This window comes from Pedobacter frigidisoli, assembly GCF_032678525.1.
In the GTDB taxonomy this organism is placed as follows: Bacteria; Bacteroidota; Bacteroidia; order Sphingobacteriales; family Sphingobacteriaceae; genus Pedobacter; species Pedobacter frigidisoli_A.
The window spans coordinates 313,675-335,287 of the sequence record NZ_JAVTSE010000004.1; the positions used below are offsets into that span (position 1 = coordinate 313,675).

Here is a 21,613-nt window from a genome sequence, read left to right on the forward strand (position 1 = left end):
GTCCTTGTCTGTAAACGAATAGTCTATTGTCAAAACCCAGACCCAAAAAGATGTACAAAAAAATCACATACCTCATTGTTTGTTTGTTCGCTATTGCCTCAATAAACGAGTCGGCGAAAGCATTACCAACGTTAAGCGTTCAAGACACCATTCTGCGGTATGTACCCGGACAGCGTTACATATTTAAAGTTTCCGATTCCAGTGGAGCCTATGCAACGGCAATTGAGTATATTCCCGGCGATTCAAAGTCTAAATTGATACTAACTTCTCCTCATGGCGGTAATTTAAAACCTGAATTTATCCGTACACGAACCAAAGACTATGTCGCAACACAGGATGAAAAAGACTATGGCGATACAGAAAGCTTCTCGGCAGTGTCAGATAGTAAAACCCTGGAGCTTACAATGGAACTTGCTGATGAAATAAAACGCTTAACAGGATTGAGACCGCATGTCGTTTTAAACCATTTACACCGGAGTAAACTCGATGCCAACAGGGGTATGTCACTGGCGGCTCAAGGCGACCGCAACGCGGAACTGGCATGGAAAGCTTTCCACCAGTATATCGATGCAGCCCGCGTTCTGGTATTAAAAAATGGTGAGGGCCTTTTGCTTGATATACATGGGAATGCGCACAGGCCGCAAAGAACTGAGGTAGGGCTATTGCTTAAGGCTAAGGATTTCTTATCAGATAATCTGGAAAAGTATGCTGATCAGTCTAGTGTAAAAGCACTGGTGAAGGGTGGCAAAGCGACGATGACAGATTTGGTTAAAGGCGAATATGCGCTCGGTACACTGCTTAGTGACGAGCAGATATTGGCTGTTCCAGGCAGGTCTATACCAAATCCGACTGACAAAACGGTCTTTCCGGATGGAAAATATTTTAACGGAGGCTATAACACGGCAAGGCATGGCTCTAAATTCGGAGGACTGCTTTCGGCTATCCAGCTTGAATTTAATTCAGATGTGAGAATGGATGATCGTAAACGACCAGACAATGTGAAGCATATAGCCAAGGCTATTGATCAATTCATGGATAAATATTATAAGTAATATCAGGAAAACAAGTAGCCCAGGAAGCCTGCCAAAGTGATCTTTAGCGTGTGCTTCGAAAGGTAGTGGCGAAGGTATTTTAGGATATCCACAATAAGGTTTTTTACCCTGCTTTTTGACAAGCCCATCTCTTGTGCAATTTCTTCATGGCTGAGACCATCTACACGGCTCATTTTGAAAATCTGTTGCTTTTGCAATGATAGATTAGCCAAGCCATTTTTAATAAGAAGCTCACTATCTTTAAAATTAGTGAGCTCTTCAACCGGATTGCTTTCGGTTTGCATATTGGCCCAGATCTGTGAAAGGTTTTTTTGATTTTTCGCCGCCTGGTTCAGATAGTCGTAGGTTTTGTTTCTAACGATGGTGTAAATATAATTCCTTGGGTGTTCGATATTAGGCAGCATTTCTTTTTTTTGCCATATCGTAAAGAATGTATCCTGAACAATTTCTTCGGCGTCAGCTTTAGAATGCACAAATTTGACCACAAAACAGTAAATTTTGTTTTTGTATAACTCAAAAACGTGTTTAAACGCTAATTCATCTCCATCAGCAATTTTTTGCAGTAATATTTTTTCCGCTGTGAGGCTATAAACTGACATTAGGGATGAATTGGCTTGTTTAGGGTTGGCTAAATATATGAATTACTGTATAATAAAGCGAGGTTTGAAAAAAAATGGTAAAAAACGTGTTTGATCTCGATCAACATTTTGATCATGATGAACCTTTTAGTCGAAATTAAAGTGCAAAACGAAAAAATGTTTTATATTTCATTTCCAAAACAGTAAGATGAAATCACTCTTTAGCAATTTAACGTTCCAGGTATTAGTAGCGATTACCATTGGTATAATCGTTGGCGCGTATTTTCCGGGCTTTGCACCTTCAGCTAAACTTATTAGTCAGGGTTTTATCAACCTCATTAGTATGCTCATTGCACCGATCATTTTCTTCACCATTGTGTTGGGAATTGCACATATGGGGGATATGAAGAAGGTGGGAAGAGTTGGAGGTAAAGCACTTCTGTATTTTGAAATTGTGAGCACCGTAGCCATTGCCATTGGATTATTGGTGGCCAATGTGCTGAAACCAGGAGCGGGGATGATTACCAAAGGAGGTGACGCAACAAAAGTTGCCGGCTACGCTGAACAGGCCAAAGAAATGAACTGGGCTGAATTCTTTCTGCACATCATTCCGCATAATGTGATCGCCGCCTTCGCCGAAGGAAATATTCTGCAGATTTTACTCTTCGCCATTCTTTTTGGCTATGGTCTGAACAAACTGGGAGGGGAAGGTGCATCTGTTCTGAATGCTTTTGATAAAATTTCGAAAGTGCTGTTCAAAATTATGAAAGTGATTATGCGTCTGGCGCCAATAGGCGCATTCGGTGGAATGGCATTCAGTATTGGTACGCATGGCTTAAGCAGTATTCTGGGTATGGCCAAGCTTATGGGCTCAGTTTACCTTACCTGCATTCTTTTCATTTTTGTCGTGCTGAACGGCATTTGCCGATACTATCATTTCAGTTTATGGAAGTATCTGAAATTTATTCGTCAGGAGATTTTAATTGTTTTAGGGACTTCTTCTTCAGAATCAGCGCTGCCGAGTATGATGCAGAAAATGGAAGCTTTTGGTTGCGACAAATCGGTGGTGGGTTTGGTAATTCCAACCGGGTATTCTTTCAACCTTGATGGAACGGCAATCTATCTGGCCATGGCTGTAATTTTTCTATGCCAGGTTTTTCATGTTGATTTAACCCTGGGCCAGCAGATCACGGTATTGGGGGTATTGATGGTGACTTCCAAAGGGGCAGCAGGCGTAACGGGGAGCGGATTCATTGTATTGGTATCTACCCTTACCGCATTGAAGATTATGCCCATTGAGCATATTTCAATTTTAATAGGGGTAGACCGTTTTATGAGCGAAGCCAGGGCAATAACCAATGTGATCGGGAATGGTATTGCTACAATTGTTATTGCTAAAAGTGAAAACCAGTTTGATGAAGAGAAATATTCACAGATTATTTAACTTACCTTTGCAGGGAAACGTACACACAGTACGTTTACTTAATCCAGATCACATTGGCTCAAGAAGAACAAAATAACCGCAAGGAAAAAATCGAGTTACACCCCCGCAACAAACACAGGTCGCGTTACAATTTCAAACAACTTACCGCATCATCAAAAGAATTAAAACGTTTTGTTTTTAAGAACGAACACAACGACGATTCGATCGATTTCGCTGATCAGAATGCTGTAAAGGCATTAAACCGCGCGCTGTTGAAGCAATTTTACGATATTTCGCAGTGGGATATTCCCCAGGATTTTCTTTGTCCTCCCATTCCGGGACGTGCTGATTACATCCACTATGTTGCCGATCTACTGGGCTCGAGCAATAAGGGTAAAAACCCGAAAGGAGCGAACGTAAATGTGCTGGATATCGGTGTGGGTGCCAACTGCATTTATCCCATTATCGGTCACCAGGAATACGGCTGGCATTTTGTAGGGTCTGAAATCGATCCGCTTTCTGTGGAGTCGGCGAAACGTATTGTGGATGCCAATAAACCCTTGCAGGGCGCAATTGAGATCCGTCAGCAATCTTCAAAAATGGGTATCTTCAGAGGTATAGTGGGCAGAACTGAGCGTTTTGATGCAGTGGTTTGTAATCCTCCTTTCCATGCTTCGTTAAAAGAGGCAGAGCAAGGCACCCGACAAAAATGGCGCAACCTGGGCGGAAATGAAAAAGAAGTAAAGCATGTATTAAACTTTGGTGGTAATAAGGCTGAGCTTTGGTGCCCGGGTGGTGAACGTGCCTTTGTTGAGCAGATGATCATCCAGAGCGCACAGATAAAAAATCAGGTGCTTTGGTTTACATCCCTGGTTTCGAAAAGTGCGAACTTAAAAAGTATTTATAATGGTTTAGTGAAATCGAATGCTTTCGAGGTGCGCACAGTACAAATGAGCCAGGGGCAAAAAATAAGCCGTTTTGTGGCGTGGACCTATCAGGACGACCAGGCGCAGGCCGAATGGGCAAAAGGCTGGAAATAAGCTGTTGTTCTTAAGAAGGATTTAAAATAACAATTTCGTGAAAAATCGCCCTAAATAATATGCTTTTAGGTTTGACTTTCCACTCAATAATATTAGCTTTGCACAAAAAAAATTGATACATGAGCGTTTTAGTTAACAAAGATTCTAAGGTTATCGTTCAGGGTTTTACCGGAAACGAAGGAACTTACCACGCTGAGCAGATGCTGGCATATGGTACAAACGTAGTTGGTGGTGTAACCCCTGGCAAAGGTGGGCAATTACATTTAGATAAGCCTGTTTTTAATACTGTTAAAGATGCCGTTGATCAAACGGGAGCAAATGTATCTATCATTTTCGTTCCACCGGCTTTTGCTGCTGATGCGATTATGGAAGCTGCTGAGGGCGGAATTAAAGTGATCGTTTGTATCACTGAAGGTATTCCAACTAAAGATATGATTCAGGTTAAAGAATATATCTCTGATCGTGATGTGACGTTAATCGGTCCAAACTGTCCGGGTATCATTACTGCTGATGAAGCTAAAATTGGTATCATGCCAGGTTTCATCTTCAAAAAAGGTAACGTTGGTGTAGTTTCAAAATCAGGGACTTTAACTTACGAAGCGGTAGATCAGGTAGTAAAAGCTGGTTTAGGTATTACAACTGCTATCGGTATCGGTGGCGACCCGATCATTGGCACACCAACTGTTGAAGCTGTAAAATTATTAATGAACGATCCGGAAACTCACGGTATCATCATGATTGGTGAAATTGGTGGAGGTATGGAAGCTGAAGCTGCGCGCTGGATTAAAGAACACGGTACTAAACCTGTTGTTGGTTTCATCGCTGGTCAAACTGCGCCTCCGGGACGGAGAATGGGTCACGCAGGTGCTATTGTAGGTGGTGCTGATGATACAGCTGCTGCTAAAATGAAAATCATGGCAGAATGTGGTATTCGCGTGGTAGAGAGCCCGGCTGAAATCGGTGCTGCAATGGCAGAAGAACTGGCAAAGTAAGATTTTAAAGTTTACATAAATGAAAGCGTTCCGGATTTTCGGGGCGCTTTTTTTTTGCTTGCCGTGTAAAACTGGTAAACGTGGAGTAAAAGGGTTTATCATCCCTTTGTAAACACTAGACCAAACAATAGCTTCTACAAACCAAAACAAAAACTACAGCGTATATTGTGATATGAAAACGATGTTAAATAAACTATTTTTGATCTCTGCTGTTCTTTTGATAACAGGTTTATCTGCTTGTGCACAAAAGCAGGATAAGAAAGAAAAGAAACAGGTAGAGCAATCAGAAAATATAATACCAAAGAAGAAGATGAACTGGAATCCATTAACACCCGAAGAAGAAAGAGTAATTGTAAATAAAGGCACTGAGTACCCTGGTACAGGTAAATATGAACATACTACAGAAAAGGGTACTTATACCTGTAAACGCTGTAATGCGGCGCTATACAGATCGGAAAGTAAGTTTGATGCGCATTGCGGATGGCCGGCTTTCGATGATGAAATTAAAGGCGCTGTAAAACGCATTCCTGATGCAGACGGTTCACGTACAGAAATTGTTTGCGCCAATTGCGGAGCACATTTAGGACACGTATTTTTAGGAGAAGGGTTTACGAATAAAGACACCCGTCACTGTGTAAATTCTATCTCTATGAACTTCGTTCCGGATAAGAAATAAGGTGGGTATAGTGGGGTTAGGTTTGGGCGTACGACGGCAAGTTGTACGCCCTTTTTGTTGTCCGTTATTGTGCTGTTTTTCCACAAATTATTGATTATAAACTAAATGCTTATATTTGCAGGCGCAATAAATAAAATTTAGCCTATGAAGTATCTGCTGTTATTAAGTTTTTGTTTCCTGTTTTTACAAGGTAAAGCACAACATTCCGACCCATCAAATGAGCCGGATAGTATCAGAAAAACAGTTCTCGCCACTTACTACCACAGAAAATTCGAAGGTCGCCGAACCACCAGCGGTGCAAAATACAGAGCCAAAAAGTTTACTGCAGCTCACCGCACCTTACCTATGGGCACACTGGTTACGGTAACCAATCCCGACAACGGCAGATCTGTGATTGTAAAGGTAAACGACCGCGGGCCTTATTCGAAAAAACTGGCCATTGATCTGTCAGAAAGTGCCGCCAAAGAGATTGGTATTTATCGCAAAGGCATTGCAAAAGTAAGTCTCGCTTACACTGTAGAGTAATATTCCATTTCGCTCTAATCTACCCTTCATATTCACCTCAAATTTAAGTTATTAACACTTTTTTTTGTTCGTTAAGCGCTCCAAAACAATCGATTAGCTTTTTTTTCCCTTGAAAATGATATTAGGCTGATCGTTTTTCCCCAGTAATAGGTTAGGGTGTTAACAACTTTGATTCACAAAAAAGCCCTGCCGTATCTATATTTGTTATAACAAAGTTCTTTAACTTCCTGCGTTCGGAAACAATTATAAAAGCTTAGTTTTTAGTAATTTAATGGTGTATCTCTCTGATTACTTTTTAAATTTTTATCACTAAAAACTCAGTAGTTCTTTAACGTTGGGGTTAGCACTTTCACTAGAGTTTCAATGCATCACATTTCAATCGCCTGCAAAAAAAGGCGGTTGCGTGTTTTTGTCGGCTCTGATTAGATTAAAAAAATAAAGTATCAGCTATGGAACAGGAATTATTACTACAAGAAAACAAAGACAGATTTGTGCTTTTGCCGATCAAATATCCGGCAATCTGGGAAATGTATAAAAAGACCGAAGCTAGTTTCTGGACGGCAGAAGAAATCGATCTTTCTGATGACCAGAAACACTGGGATAATTTGAATGACGGCGAAAGACATTTTATTTCTCATATCCTTGCTTTCTTTTCTGCTAGTGATGGCATCGTTAACGAAAACCTGGCTGTGAATTTCATGAGTGAGGTGCAGTTGCCCGAAGCGCGTTGTTTTTATGGTTTCCAGATCATGATGGAAAACATCCATGCTGAAACCTACGCATTACTTATTGATACCTATATCAAAGATCCTGAAGAAAAGGATCGCCTTTTCCACGCTATTGATACCGTTCCTGCTGTGAAAAGAAAAGCAGAATGGGCATTGAGGTGGATTGAAAACGGAACTTTTGCAGAACGTTTGGTGGCTTTTGCTGCGGTTGAAGGTATTTTCTTCAGCGGAAGTTTCTGCTCTATATTCTGGTTGAAAAAACGTGGCCTAATGCCGGGTCTGACCTTCAGTAACGAGCTGATTTCAAGAGACGAAGGTTCTCACTGTGAATTTGCTTGTTTGTTGTACAGCATGTTGAGCAACAAACTGAGCGAAGAACAGGTTCATTCGATCATCAGTGATGCCGTGGAAATTGAAAAAGAATTTATTACTGATGCGCTACCAGTTGCTTTGATTGGTATGAATGCAAAGTTAATGAGTCAGTACATCGAATTCGTGGCCGACAGATGGTTACAGGAACTGGGGTACAAAAAGATATACAATGCAACAAATCCATTCGATTTCATGGAGATGATTTCATTGCAGGGTAAAACCAATTTCTTTGAAAAACGTGTTGGTGATTATCAGAAAAGTGGTGTGTTAACATCTGCAGATAATAAAGCTCAGGCATTTTCACTGGATGAAGACTTTTAAGGTAGAAGGATAAAAGATTGAAGGCATAAGGTCTTGATATCTGATACTTACCACTTGATACTGGAATAAACAGAAATTATAAACGCGAAAATCAAGTCTTGATACTTGATGCTCGCTACTTGATACTAAAAATTAATCTCATAAAATATGTTCGTACTAAAAAGAGATGGCCGGAAAGAACCGGTGCAATTTGACAAAATCACAGCTCGGATTCAAAAGCTTTGCTATAGCTTAAATTCTGATCTGGTTGATCCGATTGACGTTGCTAAAAAAGTAATCGAAGGATTATATGATGGCGTAACAACATCAGAGCTTGATAACCTGGCAGCAGAAACCGCGGCTTCGTTAACTACTAAGCACCCTGATTATGCGTTACTGGCATCGCGTATTGCGGTTTCCAACCTGCATAAAAATACAACCAAGTCATTCTCGGGTACAATGAAAATGTTATACGAATATTTTGACCCGAAAGCGCAGAAAGCTGCACCGCTTATCGCTGATGATGTTTACGAGATTATTGAAAAAAACAAGGATATACTGGATAGTTCGATCATTTACGATCGTGATTTCGGTTTTGATTACTTCGGTTTCAAAACGCTGGAAAAATCTTATCTGTTAAAAGTTAACGGTGCAATCGTTGAACGCCCTCAGCACTTATTCATGCGTGTATCGGTTGGTATCCATAAAGAAGATATTGAAAGCGCAATCAAAACGTATAACTTGATGAGTGAGCGTTGGTTTACACATGCTACACCAACATTGTTCAATGCCGCTACACCCAAACCTCAAATGTCTTCATGCTTCCTTTTAACCATGCAGGATGACAGCATCGAAGGTATTTATGATACATTGAAACAAACAGCTAAAATCTCTCAGAGTGCAGGTGGTATCGGTTTAAGTATCCACAATATCCGTGCTACAGGTTCTTACATCGGTGGTACAAATGGTACCAGTAACGGTATTATCCCGATGTTACGTGTATTTAATGATACCGCCCGTTATGTGGACCAGGGTGGAGGTAAACGTAAAGGTGCTTTCGCAATCTATTTAGAGCCATGGCATGCTGATGTTTTCGAATTTTTAGACTTGCGTAAAAACCACGGTAAAGAAGAAATGCGTGCCCGCGATTTATTCTATGCCCTTTGGATAAATGATTTGTTTATGCAACGTGTTAAAGATAATGGCGACTGGACATTATTCTGTCCGCATGAAGCACCAGGGCTTGCAGATTGTTTCGGTAAGGAATTTGAAGCACTTTACACTAAATATGAAGCAGAAGGTCGTGGCAGAAAAACGGTTAAAGCTCAGGAACTTTGGTTTGCAATATTAGATTCGCAAATTGAAACAGGTACGCCTTACATGTTGTTCAAGGATGCTGCTAACAGCAAATCGAACCAGCAAAATTTAGGTACGATTAAAAGTTCTAACTTGTGTACCGAGATTATTGAGTACACTTCTAAAGACGAGGTTGCGGTTTGTAACCTGGCTTCATTAGCACTTCCACGCTTTGTCATTAACGGCGCTTTTGACCATCAGAAATTATACGATGTAACTTATCAGGCTACTTTAAACCTTAATAAAATCATCGATCATAACTATTATCCGGTTCAGGAAGCAGAAAACTCAAATATGCGTCACCGTCCGGTCGGTTTAGGTGTACAAGGTTTAGCTGATGCCTTTATTTTATTGCGTTTACCATTTGAAAGTGATGAAGCAAAACGTTTAAACAAAGACATCTTCGAAACGATTTATTTCGCATCGATGACAGCTTCACATGATCTTGCAGTGAAAAACGGTCCTTACCAGACTTTCAAAGGATCGCCTTTATCTAAAGGTCAGTTCCAGTTTGATTTGTGGAACGTAACGCCTGATAGTGGTCGTTGGGACTGGGATGCACTACGTAAAAAAGTAGTTAAAGACGGGGTATACAACTCTCTGTTGGTAGCACCAATGCCAACAGCATCTACTTCTCAAATTTTGGGTAATAACGAATGCTTTGAGCCATACACCTCTAACATTTATACCCGCCGTGTATTGAGTGGAGAATTCGTAGTGGTAAACAAACATCTATTGAAAGACCTGGTAGCGCTTGGATTGTGGAATAATGATATGAAAAATCAGATCATTCTGGCTAACGGTTCAATCCAGGCTATTCCATCCATTCCTGATTATATCAAAGAACTATACAAAACGGTTTGGGAAATTAAGATGCGTAATATCATCGATATGGCTGCCGATCGTGGTGCTTACATCTGCCAGTCGCAATCATTAAATTTATTTGTAAATGCGCCTAATACTTCAAAACTAACTTCAATGCACTTCTATGCATGGGAAAAAGGATTGAAAACCGGTATGTACTATCTGCGTACTCAGGCTGCTTCTCAGGCTGTTAAATTTACAGTTGAAAACCAGGGTGGTAAAGCCATTGAAGCCGTTATTCCTGCTGAAATGACAGCAGATCAGGTTGCAGAGGAAATTGTAGACGGACCAGTTTGTTCGATGGAAGAAGGCTGTATCAGCTGTTCAGGTTAAACCCCCTGAATGCTGAAGGCAAATTTGGAAACGCAATAATATCGTAAGGTTTTGAGCTAGCGCTCAAAACCTTATTTTTTGTTCCTATTTTTGTAATGCAATTGGACTATCCTTAAGCATTATACCTTATGCCTTCAATCTTAAAACATAGCAAACACGAAATCATTCCCTGCGAAAGATGCGGAACAGCTATTGAATGCAAAGCAAATTCGTACACTAAATGCCAGTGCAGTGTTGTGCAACTCAGCATTAATGAAGTTCAGTACATCTCCGAGCTATTTGATGGATGTCTTTGTGCCAAATGCTTATTTGAACTCCAGCAGGAGTACCGAGAAGAAATCAGCATGTAGGTCTTCACCATACGAGCTCTTCCGGAGTAAGATCATTTCTGATTTCTAATCGAAATAATATCTGCACAGCAGACAAACCAGTCAGCAAAAACATTTACACAATTATGCCCTTGTCTTTTTTGTAAAATAGTAACTTTGCGCATTAATTTCGAATAAGTGAATTTTGAGTGAATGAGTTTGTATTGCGTAATAAACATTCAATTAGTCACCGATTTATTAATCTATCATTTGAAGACATGAAGAAAGTAAAAGTTGGTCTGGTACAAATGACTTGTACTAAAGATAAGCAGGAAAATTTAAATAAAGCGATTGTGAAGGTGAGAGAAGCAGCGGCAAAAGGCGCACAGATTGTGTGTTTGCAGGAGCTTTTTACCTCTTTGTATTTCTGTGATGTTGAGGATTACGATAATTTTGAATTGGCCGAAGCTATTCCCGGACCTTCAACTGATGCCTTGCAGGTGGTGGCCAAAGAACTTGGCGTTGTTATTATTGCCTCCTTGTTTGAAAAGCGCACTGCGGGTTTATACCACAATACTACCGCAGTTCTGGATGCAGATGGTTCGTATTTAGGTAAGTACCGCAAAATGCATATTCCTGACGATCCAGCTTTCTACGAAAAATTCTATTTTACTCCTGGCGATCTGGGCTACAAGGTTTTTGAAACGAAATTTGCCAAAATCGGGATTTTGATTTGCTGGGATCAATGGTATCCTGAAGCATCCCGCATTACAGCCTTAATGGGTGCCGATATCATGTTCTATCCAACGGCCATTGGCTGGGCAACTGATCAGGATGAAGAAACCAATCAGGATCAATACAATGCCTGGCAAACCATTCAACGCTCGCATTCAGTTGCTAATGGCGTTCCCGTGGTAAGTGTAAACCGCGTGGGTTTTGAGCAGGATGGCGCTATGAAATTCTGGGGCGGAAGTTTTGCCACTAACGCTCAGGGTAAGCTGCTTTACCTGGCTTCCCACGATCAGGAAGAAACTGAAGTGGTGGAACTGGATCTGGATCAAAGCGATTTTATGCGTAAGCACTGGCCTTTCCTGAGAGACAGACGAATTGATTCTTACCAGCCGATTACCAAAAGATTTATTGATAACGACTAAGCAGGTAAACCCATGTCAAATTTTCCTCCTAAAGAAAACTTAAATATCAATCAGTTTGATTATTCCCCTAAGAAACAGGGATATTCCTTTCCTGCAGAATGGGCAAAACATGAAGCCACCTGGTTAAGCTGGCCACATAAAGAGGCGAGCTGGCCTGGTAAAATTGAAACCATTTATGGGCCTTACTGCCAGTTTATTAAAGCAGTAGCTGAAGGTGAAAAAGTGCGCATCAATGTTAAGGATGAGGCCATGAAAGCTTTTGCAACTTTAGAATTAAAAAAAGCTGATGCCGATTTATCGCAAATCGAGTTTTATTTTAATGAAACCAATGATGCCTGGTGCCGTGACCACGGTCCTGCTTTTTTACTGAAAGGTAGTGAAAAGGCCGTGGTTGATTGGGGTTACAACGCTTGGGGGGGTAAATACCCACCATTTGACCTCGATGATGTAGTGCCTACCAAAATAGCCAAGGAATTTGATTTGCCTTTGTTTAACCCCAACATAGTAATGGAAGGTGGATCGGTGGAGTTTAATGGTGCCGGGACAATTCTAACAACCACGGCATGTTTGCTAAACGAGAACCGCAATCCGCGTTTAAGCAAAGAACAGATTGAAAAGTATTTGCTGGAATACTACGGACAGGAGCAGATTTTATGGTTGGGCGATGGAATTGTAGGTGATGATACGGATGGTCACATTGACGATATTACCCGTTTTGTTAATGAGGATACCGTTCTAACTGTAGTGGAAACTAATCCATTAGATGAAAACTACCTTCTGCTACAGGAAAATCTGGAAGCCTTAAAAGCCATGAAACTGAAAGACGGCCGCTCATTGACTATCGTTGAACTGCCGATGCCATCACCGGTAATTTTTGACGATACCCGCTTGCCAGCTTCTTATGCTAATTTTTATATCGCTAATTCGGCGGTAATTGTTCCTATTTTCAATGACGTGAATGACCAGAAAGCTTTAGAGATTATTCAGGGATGTTTCCCGGACCGAAAAGTGGTTGGGATCAATTCTGTAGACATTATCTGGGGATTGGGAAGTTTCCATTGCTTAAGTCAGCAGGAGCCAGCGATTTAATTCATAGAAGCGGACTCAATGCAAACAATTTAACGAGATCTTCACGAGAGTTGTTAACTTTACAACATTAAAATATTTCAACTTTACAACATTTCATAATGAAATTATTAGAAGGAAAAACAGCATTGGTTACGGGTGCTTCAAAAGGTATCGGTCGTAAAATAGCTGAAAAGTTCGCTGAGCAAGGTGCTAATGTGGCTTTTACATACTTATCATCAGTAGAAAAAGGCGAAGCATTAGAACAGGAATTGCAAAGCTTTGGAACAAAGGTTAAAGGATATCGCTCTGATGCATCGAAATTCGATCAGGCAGAGCAGTTGATCAATGATATTGTGGCCGAGTTCGGAACGATTGACATTGTTGTGAATAATGCTGGTATTACCAAAGACGGTTTGCTTATGCGTATGAGTGAAGAAAACTGGGATGATGTAATCAATATCAACCTGAAGTCGATCTTCAACGTAACCAAAGCGGCTTCAAAAGTAATGATGAAAGCCCGTAAAGGCGTATTTATCAATATGAGTTCGGTTGTTGGTGTGCAGGGAAACGCTGGTCAGGCCAATTATGCTGCTTCAAAAGCCGGAATTATTGGTTTTACTAAATCAGTGGCGAAGGAATTGGGTTCAAGAAATATCCGCGCCAATGTGGTTGCACCTGGTTTCATCCGTACTGAAATGACTGAGGTTTTAGACCCTGCGGTTGTTGCCGGATGGGAAAAGGATATTCCTTTAAAACGTGCTGGTGAAACTGAAGATATTGCGAATGTTTGTGTGTTCCTGGCTTCAGATATGAGTGCTTATGTAACCGGACAAACCTTATCCGTTTGCGGCGGAATGCTGTAGTGAAGAATTAATATGAAAAGTTTAATCCTGCTGCTTAAAAAGCTAGCAGGATTTTTTATTTGATAACATACCGTCCTTTAACTTCTTTAATGTCAGGTATATTTCTGTTCGTCTCAAAAGCCACATATCCTTTTTGCAGCGTTTTCCAGAAGCTGAGTTGTGCAGGGTACTGAGCAGCATATTTCGCCAGGTTTTCGCTTGTCATTTTGAAGGGATAGATATTTACCGCTATCCGTTCCTGTCCGGCATTTCTTGCCTCTACGGCCATAATATAGACCTCTTTAATCTTTTCATCAGTTAAGGGAATACAGCCAACCGTAACGCAGTTGCCATGAATATAGATGTCGTTACCGGGCTTTATGTCTTTTCCTGTTCGCTCCAGATCCACTGAATTGGGATAGTTAATGCCGAGCGACAAGTGAAAACTACTCATCGGATTGAAGGCATTGATGTAATAAAATCCTTCAGGGGTTTGTTTATCTCCTTCCATCACTTTGGGGCCCAGTGTACCCGAATGGGCACAGAAATCGTAGGTTCTGAATAATGAATATTTTTTATCTGTTTTACCTTTTAACCATATCTCGAGTTTTCCTTCTGATTTGTATGCGTTTATGAGCATCGAAAAATCCTGACCAAAACCAGCCGCTTTAATAAAGCCCGACATGGTGTCCCATTTCTCCACGTATGCTTTCTGAACCCGCTCAAAGGTAATTTGGCTAGCCTTAAAGTTATTTTGTGCTTTGACCATTATACTGATGGATAATAGTATTGTTAAACAGGTTAATTTCATCGTAACAGGTTTGGATAAAGCTAATCATTTCATGTAAATTTTGCGATGGAAAACATAGAATCTCTTTCCTTGTTTCTGTGCTCCCGGGCAAATTAAATCTTTCGCGGCCTTTGCGGTTCATCATCAAAATTAGCATCTTTATAAAATATGAACAGCTTTTTTGCCGGTACTTCTATTTTGTATTTTCTGGGTTGCCTTGCCTTAGGCGTTCTTTACGCATGGATACTGTACAAAGGAAATAAAAATCTTGGCAAAAAGCTTCAATACGGGTTAACAGCACTTCGGGCGCTCGCGGTAACTGCAATTGCCTGGCTATTGTTTGCACCGCTGATTAAATCGCTCAATTATACACTTGATAAACCTGTAATTATCATTGGTCAGGATAATTCTATTTCGGTTGGTCAGGTTAAGGCCAGTGGTTTCGACCAGAAATTATATGAGCAGAACCTTAAAACCCTGCAGGATAAACTTTCCGATAAATATGAGGTGAAAACCTACCATTTTGGTGATTCGGTGGCCGAGGGTTTCAATTTTGGTTACCAGGGGAAACTTACGGATGGTGCCGCTTTCTTTCAGAAGATCAGAGATGAGTATACCAACAGGAATGTCGGGGCAATTATTCTGGCAACGGATGGTATTTTCAATCGCGGGGGAAACCTGTTGTACAGCATCAACCAGATTAATGCTCCGGTTTATACGGTGGCATTGGGCGACAGTATTCCCAAGCGTGATGTTCTAGTTTCGAATGTAAACTACAACAACATGGTTTACCTGGATGATGACTTTACCATTGAAGTACAGGTTCAGGCATTTCAAAGTGATGGAGAGCAGGCCGCTTTAACAGTTAGTGGGAACGGGACTAAAGTGGCACAGCAAACTGTTGCCATCAATGGGAATGCTTTTGTAAAAACCATTCCCGTGAAGCTACACGCTGGCAAAACCGGCGTGCAGCAATACACGGTTCAATTGGGTAAGCTTCAGAACGAAATTACTACCAGAAATAATGCATATACCTTTTATGTGGAGGTCATCGACGGGAGACAAAAAGTCTTGCTGGCTGCTTCGGCCCCACATCCTGATTTAGGCGTATTGAAAGACGCTGTCTCGATGAATAAGCATTACGAAGCTAAACTGGTGCTGGGTGATGATTTGAGCACCGTAGAGCCTTCAAAGTTTGATCTGATCGTACTTTATCAGTTACCGGATGCTGAGCGTAACTCTGCTTCATTTTTGCAGAAAGTGATTGCAGCTAAAAAACCTGTATGGTATATCGTTGGAGCCCAAAGCAATGCCAATGCGTTTAATCAAATTCAAAATCAGGTTAACTTATCTTCGTCAAATGGTTCTACTCAGGAAGTTTATGCTGATATTTCAAATGGCTTCACCAGTTTTAATATCGCTGAGGAAGACAAAAAGCAATTTTCCTCATTTGATCCCTTGATTAGCCCATTTGGCAGGCTCACCGTTAATGCCAGCGTTACAGCCATTTTTAATCAGCGTATTGGTAAAGTGAATACCCAACAGCCATTAATGTTTTTTGCAAATGAAAATGGGTTAAAAACAGGTTATTTGATGGGCGAGGGACTTTGGCGCTGGAAGTTATCAGAACCTGAAAGCCGGAACGAGCAGTCAGCGGTAAATGATTTAATTTCAAGAACCATTCAGTACCTGTCGGTAAAAGATGACAGGAGGAGATTTAAAGTGTTTACCTCAAAACCCGCTTACGATGAAAACGAATCTATTCAGTTCAATGGTACGCTTTATAATGAAAGTTACCAGCCGGTAAACGAACCGGAGGTTAATCTACAGGTAAAAAACGGTGCAGGAAAAGTATTCAATTATGTTTTCTCTAAAACTGAGCATGCGTATCAGTTAGATGCTGGAGCAATGCCGGCTGGAAATTATTCATATGTCGCCAGCACATCAATAGGCGGGCAGAAATTTACTGCCACAGGTAGTTTTTATGTGAATGCTTTAATTGCGGAGTTTCAGCAAACCACTGCCAATCATCAGTTGCTGAATACGATGTCCCGACAAACTAACGGGAAGCTTTTTATGCCTGCAGATTTATTGAAAATTGCTGATGAGATTCTCCGGAATGATAACATCAAAACCATAAGCTACGAAGACCGTAAATATAATGAGCTGATTAATATGAGGTGGTTATTTGCGGTTATTATGTTATTATTAAGCCTGGAGTGGTTTTTACGTAAACGAAATGGTGAACATTAACATTTCTACATCCGAAGTTATTGATGTTTTAGGAACCATTGCCTTTGCCATATCTGGTACTTTCACCGCTATGCAGCGCAAGCTCGATCCCTTTGGTGTATTAATTATTGCCTTTGTTACCGCCATAGGTGGTGGAACGGTTCGTGATTTACTGATAGGGGATACCCCTGTTGCGTGGATGCGCGACATGCGAACCTGTTTGCTGATTTTATTCACGGCCCTGATGACGATGTTTTTTAAAACCCACGTGCAGAAAATGAAGATTACACTTTTTCTGTTCGATAGCCTGGGACTGGGTTTATTTACAATGGTTGGATTGTTAAAAGGAATTGCTTTCGGTTTGAATCCGGGAATTTGTATTACACTGGGTACAATTACCGGTTGCTTTGGTGGAATTATCAGAGATACCCTTCTGAATACCATTCCCCTGGTATTTAGAAGAGAGATATATGCATCTGCCTGTATTCTGGGCGGTATGATTTACTTTCTGCTGGTCAAAATTAATGTAGAGAGTGTGGTAGCGAAACTGGCGGTAGTGGCTTTTATATTTGTGTTCAGAATTATCGCCGTAAGGTTTAAGCTTTCGTTACCGAAGTTTGAGTATTGATCAGTCTTTTTTCTCTTCCCTGATAATTACAAAAACATCTTCATTGTCTTTTTTCATGAAGTATTTTTCGCGGGCAAACTTTTCTGCAGTGTTAAGGTTGGTGCTGAGTTCGTTTAAATCCTTTTTAACCTGTGCGGTTTCTTTTTCAAAGTATTCCTTTTCTTCCTGTAATTTATTGGCCTGGCTTCGGTATTCGTATTGCGACATCATATCGTTTTTATCGAAAAACAGCATCCATACAGCAAAGGCAGCGGTTGCAAGGAAGTATTTATTCCGGAAAAGGTCTATTAAACGTTTCATGGTTTTTTATCAACGTAAATGTATAAAAAAACATCCGAAGATTATAAATCTCCGGATGTTCTCCAACTAAGTTTTTCAACTTCTTAACACGCAGGGCAAAAATACTGCCTGGGGTTTCTTAATTCCTTTAAGGAATAAGATTTATTTTTTAGCGTATTTGAATTTAGAACCGATGAAACGTGCGTTCTCACCTAATTCTTCTTCGATACGTAATAATTGATTGTATTTTGCAATCCTGTCTGAACGTGAAGCAGAACCTGTTTTAATCTGACCGCAGTTTAAGGCAACCGCTAAATCAGCGATGGTTACATCTTCAGTTTCGCCTGAACGGTGACTCATTACAGAGGTGTAACCACTGTTTTGAGCTAAAGTAACCGCGTTGATGGTTTCAGTTAATGAACCGATCTGGTTTACTTTTACTAAGATAGAGTTTGCAGTGTCTTCGTCAATACCGCGTTGTAAACGGGTTACGTTAGTTACGAATAAATCATCACCCACTAATTGAACGTGATCGCCAATTTTGTCGGTTAAGCTTTTCCAGCCAGTCCAGTCATTTTCATCCATGCCATCTTCAATAGAGATAATTGGATATTTCGCAGAAAGGTCAGCTAAATATTGTGCTTGTTCTTCGCTTGAACGAATTACGCCGGTAGCACCTTCGAATTTAGTATAATCATATTTGCCATCTTTATAGAACTCAGATGAAGCACAGTCTAACGCTAAGCAGATTTGTGAACCTGGTTTATAACCTGCAGTTTCGATCGCTTTTAATACGGTTTCAATTGCATCTTCAGTACCATCGAAAGTAGGAGCGAAACCACCTTCATCACCCACAGCAGTAGATAAGCCTCTATCGTGAAGGATTTTCTTTAAACTATGGAATACTTCAGTTCCCCAACGTAAAGCTTCAGAAAAAGAAGGTGCACCAACCGGCATAATCATAAACTCCTGAAATGCGATAGGCGCATCAGAGTGAGAACCACCGTTGATGATATTCATCATTGGGATTGGTAAAGTGTTGGCATTTACACCACCGATGTAACGGTATAAAGGTTGACCAATTTCGTCGGCAGCAGCTTTTGCAACCGCTAAAGAAACACCTAAAATTGCGTTTGCACCTAAGTTACCTTTGTTTTCAGTACCATCAAGTTCTAACATTAATTTATCGATAGCGTTTTGCTCAAAAACATCGATACCTCTTAACGCCTCAGCGATTTTAGTATTTACATTTTCAACAGCTTTTAAAACGCCTTTACCTAAATATGTAGATTTATCTCCGTCACGTAATTCAACAGCTTCATATTGTCCGGTAGATGCACCGCTTGGTACAGCTGCACGGCCAAAAGCGCCTGCTTCTGTAACTACTTCTACTTCTACTGTTGGATTACCTCTTGAATCGAGGATTTGTCTTGCATGGACATTAACAATTATGCTCATTTCTATTTGATTTTTTGTTGATTTTTTAACCTGCTTAGTGTACAAAATACAATTACTAAGCGTAACACCAAAGTTAGTATTATTTTTAAATAAATAAAGCGTTTTGAGCGTTAATGTTAGGATAGTGGTACGACTTAATGGTGTGTTAACTTTAAATTAATCAGCAAGGGTTTTGATGAGCAGGAACTGGTCGTCATACGGGGTCGAATCATTAAGATCTTGGCTTTAACCGGGGCGTTTATAATGGAATTTATTGTGCAATAAACTGATAGAATGAAGCGAACTCCCGGTGCCAGAACCACTCGGTATGTTTGCCGTCTTCCTTTTCAACAAATACAATATTCGGGTTGGTAGTAGCATCGTGGCTCAGGAGATCATAGACTTTTCTGACATTATCAATCATTTTTGATCCTTCCTTATCTCCGGCAACAAAAAAGATTTTCCTGTTTTTTAGTGCAGTTAAATGATCCTTCACGTCTTCAAAAATATCAGGTGCCACCCAAAATGAAGGGCTGAAAATGCCAGCGGCGCCAAATATTCCCGGATAAGCTAAGATGGCATACATGGATATCAATCCACCCATTGAGCTGCCCGCAATAGCGGTATTTTTGACATCTGTTAAGGTTCTGTACGTTAAGTCAATATAGGGCTTTAGTGTTTCAGCAATGAATTGAGCATAAGCTTTTCCTTTTCCTTTTTCTTGCTCACTATCGTATGGGTTGTATTCATTCATCCGGTCCTGCTCTCCATGATCAATCCCAACAACAATCATTTCCTTTTCTCCATCCCGGATGAGGCCGTCTATTACTGAATCCACTGCCCACTCGTCGTTTCTGGGCGGCGTAGCATGGAACAGATTTTGCCCATCGTGCATGTAAAGCACAGGGTATTTTTTGGTTGAATGCTTGTAGCTTTTTGGCAGATAAATCCAGATTCTCCGGTACTTATCCAGTTGTGGCATAAAAAAGGCGTCGTTAACAACATGTACGTGATCGCCAAATGTATATGTTACTTTATCCTCTTTAGATTGGTTGTTTTGCTTCGATAAGGTGATATCCATAGTAATATCAACATCTAAATTCAAAATTCTGTTTGCAATGGTTTTACGATTAGATTTTTTTGAATGAAATTTTACTGGCAAGATTCAATTTTTGATTAATTTAACAGAGAAACATCCGTTTATTTCAACTCGTCTAAAACTTTGAATAACTTTTTGTTAATGCCGCTTCCACTATAATTGTTGATGTTAATTACCACTATATATTTATTACCTGATGCGTCTGTATGATAACCTGCAAATGCAGATACATCGTTTATCGTTCCGCTTTTAATTTTCATCCCGTTATATTCGGGCAAAGCTTTGTAGAAATCAGGAAACCAGTTCTCTTTCTGAGCCTGAAATAAAACCCTTGCCATTGCTGAAGTGGTGATGCGGTCTCCTGGTGATAGTCCACTACCATCAATGATATTCAAAGCCGTTTTATCAATGCCTTTGTCTGCCCAGAAGTTAATTTCGGTTTCGGCGCCATTGACCGTTGTTGCCGGCTTGCCGGATTTTAAAGCAATGGTTTTAAGCAGGCTTTCTCCATAAAGATTGATACTCTTTTTTAGAAACCAATAAGCAATATCACTTAAAGGGGGAGAGGTGATGGTACTGATTTTCTGAGTGACTGATGGGATAGGCAGTTTTTCTAAACTCATTAATCTGCTGGTCGTGGCCTCCTGGCTTACAGAAATGCCGAGTCTTTTCAATGTATCATGCAAGCGGTAGGCGCAATCATAGGCAGGATCTGGAAGTGCGACGGAGATGCCCGATTTACCAATCCCCATAGCCCAGCTACCACGCAGGTAAGCAATATTGCTATATGGAGGAAGAAATGCGTAGGTTCTGTCGCCTGTACCCGATGCCCCGGTTTTTAGCTCATTTATAATTTGTATGTAAGGGGTTTGAGGTACAGACTTGAGAATTTTAACCTCCTGAGCGGTGTCTGAGCCTGGTTTTAAGTGTATGTCAAACTGATTCTCTCTCCAGGCCAGGCCCGATGTGCCTGCGCCATAATAATTACCAATATCTTGCCATACCCAACCCTCAGGGGTGGTTTGCGTACCGAAAATGCGGTCATCGCCAATGATGGTACCCTCAATTTTTGTTATACCGGCAGATTTAATTGCCGAAACCCATTGCATTAAAACATTGTTTTCTTTGTTTTGATAGCGCCATGATCCCAATGTGGGGTCTCCGCTGCCGATGATGATCAGGTTTCCTTTTAAAGTTCCGCCTGTAAGGGTACCTGAATAGGCCAGGGTAGTCTGGTACTGAAAATCTTTTCCTAAAATGCTGAACGCCGTCGCTGCAGTAATCGTTTTAAGTGTTGAGGCTGTAGCCAGACCAATCTGCTCATTTTTCGCAAAAAGGGTTTTACCGGTATTGGCATCTAACACACATAGCGAAGTGATGGCATGCCTCGCCTGATCATCAGCTAATAAATTGGTAAAGGCTTTTTCCAGATTTTGTATTCTGCTTTGTGGATTTGCTGTGGCAAAAGAAAAAAGACAGAGGACTAAGAGATTAAAAAATTTCATTTCGTAAGTAGCAAAGAATGGTGTGTTGTAAT

General features: G+C 40.6%; 20 protein-coding genes. 14 read left to right on the forward strand and 6 right to left on the reverse strand.

Translation table 11 applies throughout. The features are described 5' to 3' along the window. Positions 1-50 precede the first annotated feature (50 nt). Complete coding sequence (locus R2Q80_RS13260; protein WP_316800059.1) at positions 51-1,052, forward strand: hypothetical protein; 1,002 nt, start codon at positions 51-53, stop codon at positions 1,050-1,052. Positions 1,053-1,054: 2 nt separating this feature from the next. Here the strand turns inward: R2Q80_RS13260 and R2Q80_RS13265 are convergent, their stop codons facing one another. Next, complete coding sequence (locus tag R2Q80_RS13265) at positions 1,055-1,651, reverse strand: RNA polymerase sigma factor (protein WP_047798594.1); 597 nt, start codon at positions 1,649-1,651, stop codon at positions 1,055-1,057. A gap of 187 nt (positions 1,652-1,838) precedes the next feature. On the opposite strand from R2Q80_RS13265, the gene dctA reads away from it, so the two are divergent. From dctA to fabG, 11 genes are all read left to right on the forward strand, one after another. After that, positions 1,839-3,074, forward strand: a complete 1,236-nt coding sequence (dctA, locus tag R2Q80_RS13270; RefSeq protein WP_316800060.1) for a C4-dicarboxylate transporter DctA — start codon at positions 1,839-1,841, stop codon at positions 3,072-3,074. A 53-nt stretch (positions 3,075-3,127) separates the two neighbouring features. Next, a complete protein-coding gene (gene rlmF / locus R2Q80_RS13275) occupies positions 3,128-4,093 on the forward strand; it encodes a 23S rRNA (adenine(1618)-N(6))-methyltransferase RlmF (protein WP_316800061.1) in 966 nt (321 codons plus the stop codon). Between the two features lie 119 nt (positions 4,094-4,212). Continuing rightward, the gene (gene sucD, locus R2Q80_RS13280; protein WP_047798591.1) at positions 4,213-5,085 is read left to right on the forward strand and encodes a succinate--CoA ligase subunit alpha; all 873 of its coding nucleotides are present in this window, start codon (positions 4,213-4,215) and stop codon (positions 5,083-5,085) included. A gap of 172 nt (positions 5,086-5,257) precedes the next feature. After that, positions 5,258-5,761, forward strand: coding sequence for a methionine-R-sulfoxide reductase (locus tag R2Q80_RS13285; protein WP_316800062.1), 504 nt, complete (start codon positions 5,258-5,260; stop codon positions 5,759-5,761). Between the two features lie 144 nt (positions 5,762-5,905). Then, on the forward strand, positions 5,906-6,286 hold the full coding sequence (locus R2Q80_RS13290) for a septal ring lytic transglycosylase RlpA family protein (RefSeq protein WP_316800063.1): 381 nt from the start codon (positions 5,906-5,908) through the stop codon (positions 6,284-6,286). Positions 6,287-6,735: 449 nt separating this feature from the next. Beyond that, positions 6,736-7,707 (forward strand): ribonucleoside-diphosphate reductase small subunit, encoded by a 972-nt coding sequence (locus tag R2Q80_RS13295; protein WP_124559464.1) that lies wholly within the window; start codon positions 6,736-6,738, stop codon positions 7,705-7,707. A gap of 147 nt (positions 7,708-7,854) precedes the next feature. After that, complete coding sequence (locus R2Q80_RS13300) at positions 7,855-10,239, forward strand: ribonucleoside-diphosphate reductase subunit alpha (RefSeq protein WP_316800064.1); 2,385 nt, start codon at positions 7,855-7,857, stop codon at positions 10,237-10,239. Between the two features lie 128 nt (positions 10,240-10,367). Beyond that, positions 10,368-10,589 carry a cysteine-rich CWC family protein gene (locus R2Q80_RS13305; protein ID WP_082120610.1) on the forward strand — a complete coding sequence of 74 codons (222 nt, stop codon included), beginning with the start codon at positions 10,368-10,370 and terminating at the stop codon, positions 10,587-10,589. Between the two features lie 236 nt (positions 10,590-10,825). Further along, the gene (locus tag R2Q80_RS13310) at positions 10,826-11,701 is read left to right on the forward strand and encodes a carbon-nitrogen hydrolase (RefSeq protein WP_047798587.1); all 876 of its coding nucleotides are present in this window, start codon (positions 10,826-10,828) and stop codon (positions 11,699-11,701) included. A gap of 12 nt (positions 11,702-11,713) precedes the next feature. After that, a complete protein-coding gene (locus R2Q80_RS13315) occupies positions 11,714-12,790 on the forward strand; it encodes an agmatine deiminase family protein (protein ID WP_316800065.1) in 1,077 nt (358 codons plus the stop codon). Between the two features lie 98 nt (positions 12,791-12,888). Beyond that, positions 12,889-13,632: a 3-oxoacyl-[acyl-carrier-protein] reductase gene (fabG, locus tag R2Q80_RS13320; RefSeq protein ID WP_115404211.1), complete on the forward strand. Its 744-nt coding sequence runs from the start codon at positions 12,889-12,891 to the stop codon at positions 13,630-13,632. Positions 13,633-13,687: 55 nt separating this feature from the next. On the opposite strand, the gene R2Q80_RS13325 is transcribed toward fabG, so the two are convergent. Then, positions 13,688-14,422: a murein L,D-transpeptidase family protein gene (locus tag R2Q80_RS13325; RefSeq protein WP_316800066.1), complete on the reverse strand. Its 735-nt coding sequence runs from the start codon at positions 14,420-14,422 to the stop codon at positions 13,688-13,690. Positions 14,423-14,569: 147 nt separating this feature from the next. Between R2Q80_RS13325 and R2Q80_RS13330 the strand changes: the two genes are divergently transcribed. Together R2Q80_RS13330 and R2Q80_RS13335 are read left to right on the forward strand one after the other, a co-directional pair. Further along, positions 14,570-16,654, forward strand: a complete 2,085-nt coding sequence (locus tag R2Q80_RS13330; protein ID WP_316800067.1) for a hypothetical protein — start codon at positions 14,570-14,572, stop codon at positions 16,652-16,654. Beyond that, the gene (locus R2Q80_RS13335; protein WP_316800068.1) at positions 16,641-17,261 is read left to right on the forward strand and encodes a trimeric intracellular cation channel family protein; all 621 of its coding nucleotides are present in this window, start codon (positions 16,641-16,643) and stop codon (positions 17,259-17,261) included. The genes R2Q80_RS13330 and R2Q80_RS13335 overlap by 14 nt, the downstream gene beginning before the upstream one ends. Here R2Q80_RS13335 and R2Q80_RS13340 read toward each other — a convergent pair whose 3' ends face one another. From R2Q80_RS13340 to dacB, 4 genes are all read right to left on the reverse strand, one after another. Continuing rightward, the gene (locus tag R2Q80_RS13340; RefSeq protein WP_047798583.1) at positions 17,262-17,561 is read right to left on the reverse strand and encodes an FtsB family cell division protein; all 300 of its coding nucleotides are present in this window, start codon (positions 17,559-17,561) and stop codon (positions 17,262-17,264) included. Positions 17,562-17,702: 141 nt separating this feature from the next. Then, the gene (gene eno, locus R2Q80_RS13345) at positions 17,703-18,998 is read right to left on the reverse strand and encodes a phosphopyruvate hydratase (RefSeq protein ID WP_047798582.1); all 1,296 of its coding nucleotides are present in this window, start codon (positions 18,996-18,998) and stop codon (positions 17,703-17,705) included. Between the two features lie 250 nt (positions 18,999-19,248). After that, complete coding sequence (locus R2Q80_RS13350; RefSeq protein ID WP_316800069.1) at positions 19,249-20,139, reverse strand: alpha/beta hydrolase; 891 nt, start codon at positions 20,137-20,139, stop codon at positions 19,249-19,251. A 38-nt stretch (positions 20,140-20,177) separates the two neighbouring features. After that, positions 20,178-21,581, reverse strand: coding sequence for a D-alanyl-D-alanine carboxypeptidase/D-alanyl-D-alanine-endopeptidase (gene dacB, locus R2Q80_RS13355; protein WP_316800070.1), 1,404 nt, complete (start codon positions 21,579-21,581; stop codon positions 20,178-20,180). Positions 21,582-21,613 lie beyond the last annotated feature (32 nt).